The 6,904-nt window shown below is 46.7% G+C and carries 8 protein-coding genes and 1 rRNA gene; all 9 read right to left on the reverse strand.

The features are described from left to right. Positions 1–6: 6 nt before the first annotated feature. Positions 7–438: a TadE/TadG family type IV pilus assembly protein gene (locus tag C3B52_RS33555; protein ID WP_103110679.1), complete on the reverse strand. Its 432-nt coding sequence runs from the start codon at positions 436–438 to the stop codon at positions 7–9. Further along, complete coding sequence (locus C3B52_RS33560) at positions 438–929, reverse strand: prepilin peptidase (RefSeq protein ID WP_235615946.1); 492 nt, start codon at positions 927–929, stop codon at positions 438–440. The genes C3B52_RS33555 and C3B52_RS33560 overlap by 1 nt, the downstream gene beginning before the upstream one ends. Further along, on the reverse strand, positions 929–1,105 hold the full coding sequence (locus C3B52_RS33565) for a pilus assembly protein (RefSeq protein ID WP_103110681.1): 177 nt from the start codon (positions 1,103–1,105) through the stop codon (positions 929–931). The genes C3B52_RS33560 and C3B52_RS33565 overlap by 1 nt, the downstream gene beginning before the upstream one ends. Positions 1,106–1,172: 67 nt before the next feature. Further along, positions 1,173–2,081, reverse strand: coding sequence for a type II secretion system F family protein (locus C3B52_RS33570; RefSeq protein WP_103110682.1), 909 nt, complete (start codon positions 2,079–2,081; stop codon positions 1,173–1,175). Positions 2,082–2,085: 4 nt separating this feature from the next. Then, positions 2,086–2,985, reverse strand: coding sequence for a type II secretion system F family protein (locus C3B52_RS33575; protein WP_103110683.1), 900 nt, complete (start codon positions 2,983–2,985; stop codon positions 2,086–2,088). 10 nt (positions 2,986–2,995) lie between these two features. After that, a complete protein-coding gene (locus C3B52_RS33580) occupies positions 2,996–4,483 on the reverse strand; it encodes a CpaF family protein (protein WP_103110684.1) in 1,488 nt (495 codons plus the stop codon). A gap of 13 nt (positions 4,484–4,496) precedes the next feature. After that, positions 4,497–5,903: an AAA family ATPase gene (locus tag C3B52_RS33585; RefSeq protein ID WP_103110685.1), complete on the reverse strand. Its 1,407-nt coding sequence runs from the start codon at positions 5,901–5,903 to the stop codon at positions 4,497–4,499. Beyond that, the gene (cpaB, locus tag C3B52_RS33590) at positions 5,900–6,628 is read right to left on the reverse strand and encodes a Flp pilus assembly protein CpaB (protein ID WP_103110686.1); all 729 of its coding nucleotides are present in this window, start codon (positions 6,626–6,628) and stop codon (positions 5,900–5,902) included. The genes C3B52_RS33585 and cpaB overlap by 4 nt, the downstream gene beginning before the upstream one ends. Before the next feature lie 151 nt (positions 6,629–6,779). After that, positions 6,780–6,904: ribosomal RNA gene (locus C3B52_RS33595) — 23S ribosomal RNA — on the reverse strand; the annotation flags it as partial.

Raw genomic sequence — 6,904 nt, forward strand, 5'->3', positions numbered from 1 at the left:
GCCGGCTCATTTTTTAGCCTCCGCATTTTCTATCATCATGTAATAGCTCTCCGTTATCTCATACGGCTTTCCTGTCGCCAGCAATTGAAATGAAACAGTAGCCTCTGCCCTCAGATGGTTCCCCTTTTTCCAGCCTCTACCTTCGAGCTGAAGTCGTACTGTCCCATCGGTAATCCCTATTCCTTGGCTTAGCTCAGCTTCGCCCCGTACTGTTGCGTGATAGGATGCCAACCCATAGTTTGGCTGAACCGCTGCAATTCTACCTGCTTCATACGCAGCCGCCATCGCCTTTTGTTTGTTGTATAGGATGCTAAATTGATCAAAGGAAAACATGATCAACAGCCACACCAGGGGAAAGACCAAGATAAACTCAAGGATTTGGCTACCCCGCTCATCATGAACAATGGCTTTGGCAAATCGACGGATTGGATTTTTCATCAGCTCGTCCCCACATAACTCGAAAAGTGCTGGAACATAAAAGCAGCCAGCAAGAAGACTGCATACGGGAAAGAAAAAGCTGTTCGATCCAATCCAGGTAGCCAAAGCTGTCTATGGGCGGTCCAGCCCGCTAGTAATACACGCATATTTGTTCGAAGGCGCGACCACGAACGCGGATTCAGCAAGATGAAGAGCAAGCATAGCCATATGGAGTGAAGAAATAGGGAATACACATCATTCCAGCTACTCCATGCACCTACAGCCATCAATAGCTTTTGATCTCCCATTCCCATTCCTTTGAGGGCAACTGGACCAACCGTCAAAAGAAACGCTCCACCTACACCAGTTAATGCGGCAGCCATTGAGTCAACATACCATTGGAAACATAACCCTACGAAAAGGACAGGGAACGTAATCCAATTTGGAACCTTACGCTGCCTCCAGTCGCACCATGCTGCAACTACCAAAACAGTCACAACAACAGCACTCATCATTTGCCGATCTTTTCTTGCAGTTCCTTTAGCTTTGCGTCCTCAGCTTCACCGAGCGAAGATAACGTCGGGATAATCAAAATCAGGATGACTGCAACGATGATCACCATTTCTACGATGGTTACCCCATCTTCTTCATGCCAGAAACGCTTGAAATAATTCGAGATCATAGACATACCATTCACTCCTTTATGGTTTCTACCTATGACTTTGCCAAAAGACAGTGACCTCTCGCAAAAATATTTACAAGCGATCTCCAATTCCGATCAGTGCTGGGCCCATCACAAGGAACAGCAAAGGAACCCCCATCAGCAAAATGACGAACGGGAGTAAACGAATATTTAAACGGTTCATATGTGCAGACGCTTCATCCTCTTGTTGTCTCATCTGTTCCTCTACTTGAACGGCTAGCATTTGGGCAATACTTACCCCCTTGCTGATTGCCTCATTCATTTCCAAAGCGATCGTAGTAAGCGCGTCTACCTCCCAACGAAACGCCAGCTCCTCCAGCGCTTTTCGCCAGGTTCCATAACGTTTTTGCTCAAATTCAAGTCGTGCCAGCTCTTGTCCAAGCCGGGCGTCAAAACGCTTCGCTGTCTCTTTCACCGCCGCTTGTATAGGCATTCCCGCCTCGACCAACGATTGCACGATACTAAAAAAGACTGGAACCTGCTCGCGAATCTGGTCTTTTGCACGTTTGTCGCTCCAATCTAAGAACCATGACGGAAGCATGTATAGCAGCAAGCTCCCGATCAAAGGCAGTCCCTCTACCATCTTCATCGATTGCCCAACTGACACGTTCACGACGAGGTTCAGAAGTGCTGAAGTGATAAGCACCATACTAAGTGCCTTCAAAAGAATGATTTCCGCCAAGCGTACATTCCAGCCAAGTCTCGAAAGAATTTCGCCTGTTTTGTGCCGATCAACACCAGTCAACGCACATAACCGATTCATCAAATTATCATTGTTCTCCAATAAACGGACAAGCTGCCACCGCGTTTTTCTTTGGTGGAATGATTGATTCATCCTAGCCTTTTGCTCCTGCTCAATTCTGCCAAAGAGAGTATCATCAGCTTGAGCTGTTCTTCCGAGGCATGCTGGCAAACCATACAGAAATAGCGACAGCCCTGTTACAATACAAATAAGTAGCATTTGTTCAGCCTCCTTTGTGCATGCTTTTATGTGCCACGTATCGGATCGCCTCTCCCCCAAGCAAAATGCAGGCTAAACACCCAAAGATCATCAATCGCCCACCCAAAGTAGAATTTAGAGAATCAAAATGATGCGGGTTATTGGAGTACAAAGCGATTACGAATACAAATGGCATGGCGCTCAACAAATTCACTTGGGCAACGATTTGTGCCATGGCCGCCTTTTGTCTGCGTAGTGACTGTCTGCGTCGCAAAATAGACGAAGCAGCCAAATCAAGCGTCTTCGCCATATCTCCTCCCATCTCCCTTTGAATTTGGATAATCGTTGCCAAATACTTTACATCAGCGCTCCCCGTTCGCTCATAAAAATCATTCATGGCATACACAAGCGGTACTTGTGCCCGCAACAGCTCGACAATACGGCGATATTCATCCGTTATACTTTTAGCCAAAAAAGGACTCGACGCTACTTGTTCAAATGCGTGCAAATATGAAGGCGACGTACGCAGTGCGCTCGCCATGAGACGAATAGCTTTCACATTCCCATCCTCGAATTGGTCTTTTTTCTTTGCACCCCAGACACTGACTAATCTCTCAACAAATAAAACTCCTGCGAGTAAAGCAGGGATTGCTAGCAACCAGGATTGCAAGATTTGACTGCTTAACCCAAAGGAAATCAGTCCAAACAAAAAGGAGAGGGCCACATACTGATTGACCCCCCACCCCGAACGCGATTTTGCTAGTCTTGCATCCAATCTGCTCCATATTGACTTCCTGTCCTGTTGCAGCAAGCCAACAATAGCGTGCTTGTCCGATCGATCGCGTATATATAGCTTCTGTGGAGCAAAAAGCAGTAAAATTCCAAAACCGATACCAAAGGCGATAGGCAAGCTAATTTCTCCCATGCTCTTCCTCCTACACGGGTATTGGCTGTGTAAAAAAGACCTGATCGATCTCTTCCCGCGATAACCCTTTTTCTACCCAACGCTTGATTAAGCGCTCTGGACGATAACCTGTCCATTTAAAATGTCCCGTCACCTTTCCATTCTGTACACCTGTTGGCTCGTATACAAAAATATCCTGCAGGTATACTCGATCGGGCAGCACCTGTTTAATATTGCACGCTCTTTTGATCCACTCCTCATGTGATTGCCCTGTACCTACAACCTCTGTAATAGCTACGACTTTCCTGCTGCCATCCTCTTCAAAACGCTTTACCTGAACTATGAGGTCGAGCGCCGATCCGATCATCAGATTACGCTCCTCTGAGCTGTACACTTCATCTGCCTTGCCGAACAAAATCGGTAGTGTCGAATCAACCAGAGCCCTAGGAGAGTTGGCGTGTGCGGTGCTCCAGCTTCCGGGATGGTCTGTATTCATTGCCCAGAGCATGTCGACGATTTCTCCACCTCTCGTCTCACCGACCATGATCACGTCTGGTCGCTTGCGGAGAGAAAGACGAACGCAGTCCTTGATTGAAAAACCGCCTTTTCCTTCGTAATTCGCTGGCTTTGCCAAAAATCTACGAACATAAGGATGCTGAAGCTTCATTTCCAGTACATCCTCAATTGTAATAATGCTCAAATAGGTGGGGACATATTGGGAAATGAGATTAAGCATATGAGTCTTGCCTGAGCCTGTTCCGCCACTTACCAAGCCTGATGCCCTAGATAAGCCCACTGCCCGCTTTAAAAATAAAAGCATTGGCTCGCAGATAGAACCATAACGTAAATAGTCTGCTTCACTTAACAAATCCCGATGCTTTCTTATCGTAAGCATATGGCCATCTGGAGAAATTGAGCGATGTGTAGCGGCAACGCGCGATCCATCAGGCAGCTGGGTGTGCAGCTCTGCCTTGGTTTCGTTAAATTCACGCCCCATCGTAGCCGCAATCTGTTCAAGTAAACGAAGCATTTCTTCCTCGTCACGAAAAACATCAATATTGGGCGATTCCAATCTTCCGGTGCTTTTTCTCTCGACGACTAAATAATTGAAGCGGTGGAATAGGATCTCGTTCACGTCCGAGTCCTCTAACAATGCGTCTAACGGTCCCCATCCCGTCAAAGAGTGCAGCAATCTCTTTGCCTCTGCTTCGATGTGCTGCGAGGAAAGTGGAGTCTGTGCTTCCAGCAGTATTTTAATGTCATGGGTCAGTTCATTTATAAAAACAGGGGAATGCTTTTCCTCCCACAAGCGTTTTCCATACTTTTCTACAATTTGAGTTCGGATGGCAGTCTCAGTCTCTCGCCCAATCCAGTTTTCCCCTGTATGCTGTGCGTGTGATGTCTGCATTTTTTCATGCAAAGTGGTAGGAACCCGATCGCCTTCGCGTCCCATTGACCGTAAGTCATGCTTCCCACGTCCTTGATTTGAAAGACCTAACAATTGTTTCTTGTCGAACATTCTGTACCCTCCTTTACCCCCATAGCCATCGGAAAAGAGATGGGCGTTCCTTTGCTTTACCTTTTGGGGCTGGTACTGCTATTTCTGAATCTGTTGGTAATAAAGACTTTCCCAATGCTTCTATCGCGTCCTTTGCGGCAATTTTGCCTGGATGCAGCATGACTGGTACTCCTGTATTAATTGATTTTTTAACTTCGGCATCATCGGGAACTGAATATATTTTCCTACTTGGGTGTAATTGGAAATACGCTCTAATTTCATCTAAGGTAAACATTTCTCTGCGTTGCAGCCGGTTCATACACACCTGTATTCGCTCTTCTGGATACTCCGCCTCCCGTAGTAATTTAAGCAGTCTCTGAATATTCTCGATCGAATCCACTACGGGGTTTCCGACCATCACGACCTGCTCTGCGAAAAAAAGTGCCTGAATCGTCGCGTCTGTCGTATCAGGTGCGGTATCAATTAAGATAACGTCGTACATGCTTCGCTTTAATGTTTCAAGAATGAGGTATAGATGGTAGTCACGAATCTCAAAACTGTGTCGTATATCGCGCGGGGATGTGAGGACATGCAAGCCTGTTTCTGTATGGGTCACGATATACTTTTGGATATCCTGTGGAGAAAGCGTGAGAGCTGATGCGTATTCTTGCCATTCCTCGTTGCGGAGTGTAAATGGATCTCTTCCCTGTTGTTGGACATATGATTGTAATTGGGCATCAATGTCTTGTACCCATGTAAACAGATTGGGGGTTCTGGGGAGATTCAGTGTAGTAGCAAAGGTGCCTAGGTCCAGGTTGAAATCAACGGCTAATACCCTTAGCGGACGTCCCTCTCGGTTTTGCATGGTGAAAAAGACTGCTAACTCTCGCGATAGAAATGTTTTGCCTACTCCTCCTTTTGGGCCATATACAGTAATCAGATGCTTCGGTCCCGAGCCGGTCGTATAAGAAGATTCGTGATTGTTCTCGATTTCTGGCTGTTGCATGTGAGCTCCAGCTTGGTGTAGAGGTACGGTTGCTGCATGATGATTTGACTGATGTAGAGGTACGTTTCCAGTAATCATGGTTTGAGGAACCATCGCCAGTGCCTCAAGCTGTCCAGGTTGAACAGGTTTAACTACCACCCACAACCCTAAATTCCGAAAAAATGGTTCCCACATCAACTCCTGGGGTGAGCATGCGGCAATAAAAGAAAGCTGTGGATACGCAAGGCGGAATTGCTGGCTTAGTACGCCCCGTTCAGCCCCCTTGATTGTTCCTAACATCATCATGTCTGGACCTGTGGTCTGTAGCATTCTCCACGCCTCATCGACTCCTGTGGCTATTCCGCAAATCTCCAGAGACTTACTCTCAGCAAGTTGTCCGAGTAATGCGCTTGTAGAATCCTTGTCGTCATCTACTATTAGCAAGCGTTTTTTCATTCATGGTCCTCCTCACGTTTACCCCATCTCTTCTTTGTTCTCATTAATGCAGTAGCAAACTGGGCATCACCTACACCAGCCTTTTGCCCCTCAAGTACAGCTGCTAGTCCTAAGCGGATTTTGCCGTAATGAAGCGCGTGTGTTAACATAACTGCCTCATTACGTGTAAGGGAGAGAGTGACCGCTACCAAGTTCGGCTGATTGCCCTCCATTTCTCTTTGAACACCAATAATCGGCATATTTTGCAGTAGCAATCCGGAGTGAGCCCCCAGGTCATCTTCGAAGGAAGCATAGACATGGACGCGTTCCCCAGTAGATAAATGAGGAGATACTCCTGCAACATTGTCGACTGGTATGCTCATTCCAGTCATAAGCTCTGTTAGTTTTGCTTCGCTTTGAATCTGCCCACCTTTCTCCAAATCGCTTTCCAGTAACGGACGTCCACCCTTTATCTGGCGGGTAAGGGGCAAACCAATCAGATTAGAAGCCTCTTTCCAAGGGATCAACCCTGGAATGGGGGCTGATGGGCTTTGAAATGTACCTCCCATAGTAAGTGTCAATGGTTCTAAATCTTTTGTTTCCAGTAGCTGTCCGCTATTCTTCTCCACACTTGTCCGCAGTTGAATATAAGTAAACGTGTGCGGTTTCAGAATCATATATGCACCAACCCCGACACATACTGCCAGCAGCAATAATGCCAGTAATCTCAGCGGGTGTATCGACATTTCTCTCCTCCTCCCCTGTATGCTGCATTTAGCGTACAGTGACCTGTAGGGACAAAAAAAGAAACGCAAAAAAGAACCGTGCAGTGATTTCTGCACGGTTCTTCTATATCGTTCATTCCTTGAAAACTGGATCTGCATGATTGCTAAGAGTGTGGATAAGTCCTCGACCGATTAGTATTCGTCAGCTCCACGTGTTACCACGCTTCCACACCGAACCTATCAACCTCATCGTCTATGAGGGGTCTTACCAGCTTACGCTGTGGGAAGTCTCATCTT

This window comes from Brevibacillus reuszeri (genome assembly GCF_002897295.1).
Lineage (GTDB): Bacteria > Bacillota > Bacilli > Brevibacillales > Brevibacillaceae > Brevibacillus > Brevibacillus reuszeri_A.

What these genes read in the sequence shown, in the direction of transcription:
- C3B52_RS33555 (WP_103110679.1), bottom strand. Translation starts at nt 438, where the DNA reads ATGAAAAATCCAATCCGTCGATTTGCCAAAGCCATTGTTCATGATGAG.
- C3B52_RS33560 (WP_235615946.1), bottom strand. Translation starts at nt 929, where the DNA reads ATGAGTGCTGTTGTTGTGACTGTTTTGGTAGTTGCAGCATGGTGCGAC.
- C3B52_RS33565 (WP_103110681.1), bottom strand. Translation starts at nt 1,105, where the DNA reads ATGTCTATGATCTCGAATTATTTCAAGCGTTTCTGGCATGAAGAAGAT.
- C3B52_RS33570 (WP_103110682.1), bottom strand. Translation starts at nt 2,081, where the DNA reads ATGCTACTTATTTGTATTGTAACAGGGCTGTCGCTATTTCTGTATGGT.
- C3B52_RS33575 (WP_103110683.1), bottom strand. Translation starts at nt 2,985, where the DNA reads ATGGGAGAAATTAGCTTGCCTATCGCCTTTGGTATCGGTTTTGGAATT.
- C3B52_RS33580 (WP_103110684.1), bottom strand. Translation starts at nt 4,483, where the DNA reads ATGTTCGACAAGAAACAATTGTTAGGTCTTTCAAATCAAGGACGTGGG.
- C3B52_RS33585 (WP_103110685.1), bottom strand. Translation starts at nt 5,903, where the DNA reads ATGAAAAAACGCTTGCTAATAGTAGATGACGACAAGGATTCTACAAGC.
- cpaB (WP_103110686.1), bottom strand. Translation starts at nt 6,628, where the DNA reads ATGTCGATACACCCGCTGAGATTACTGGCATTATTGCTGCTGGCAGTA.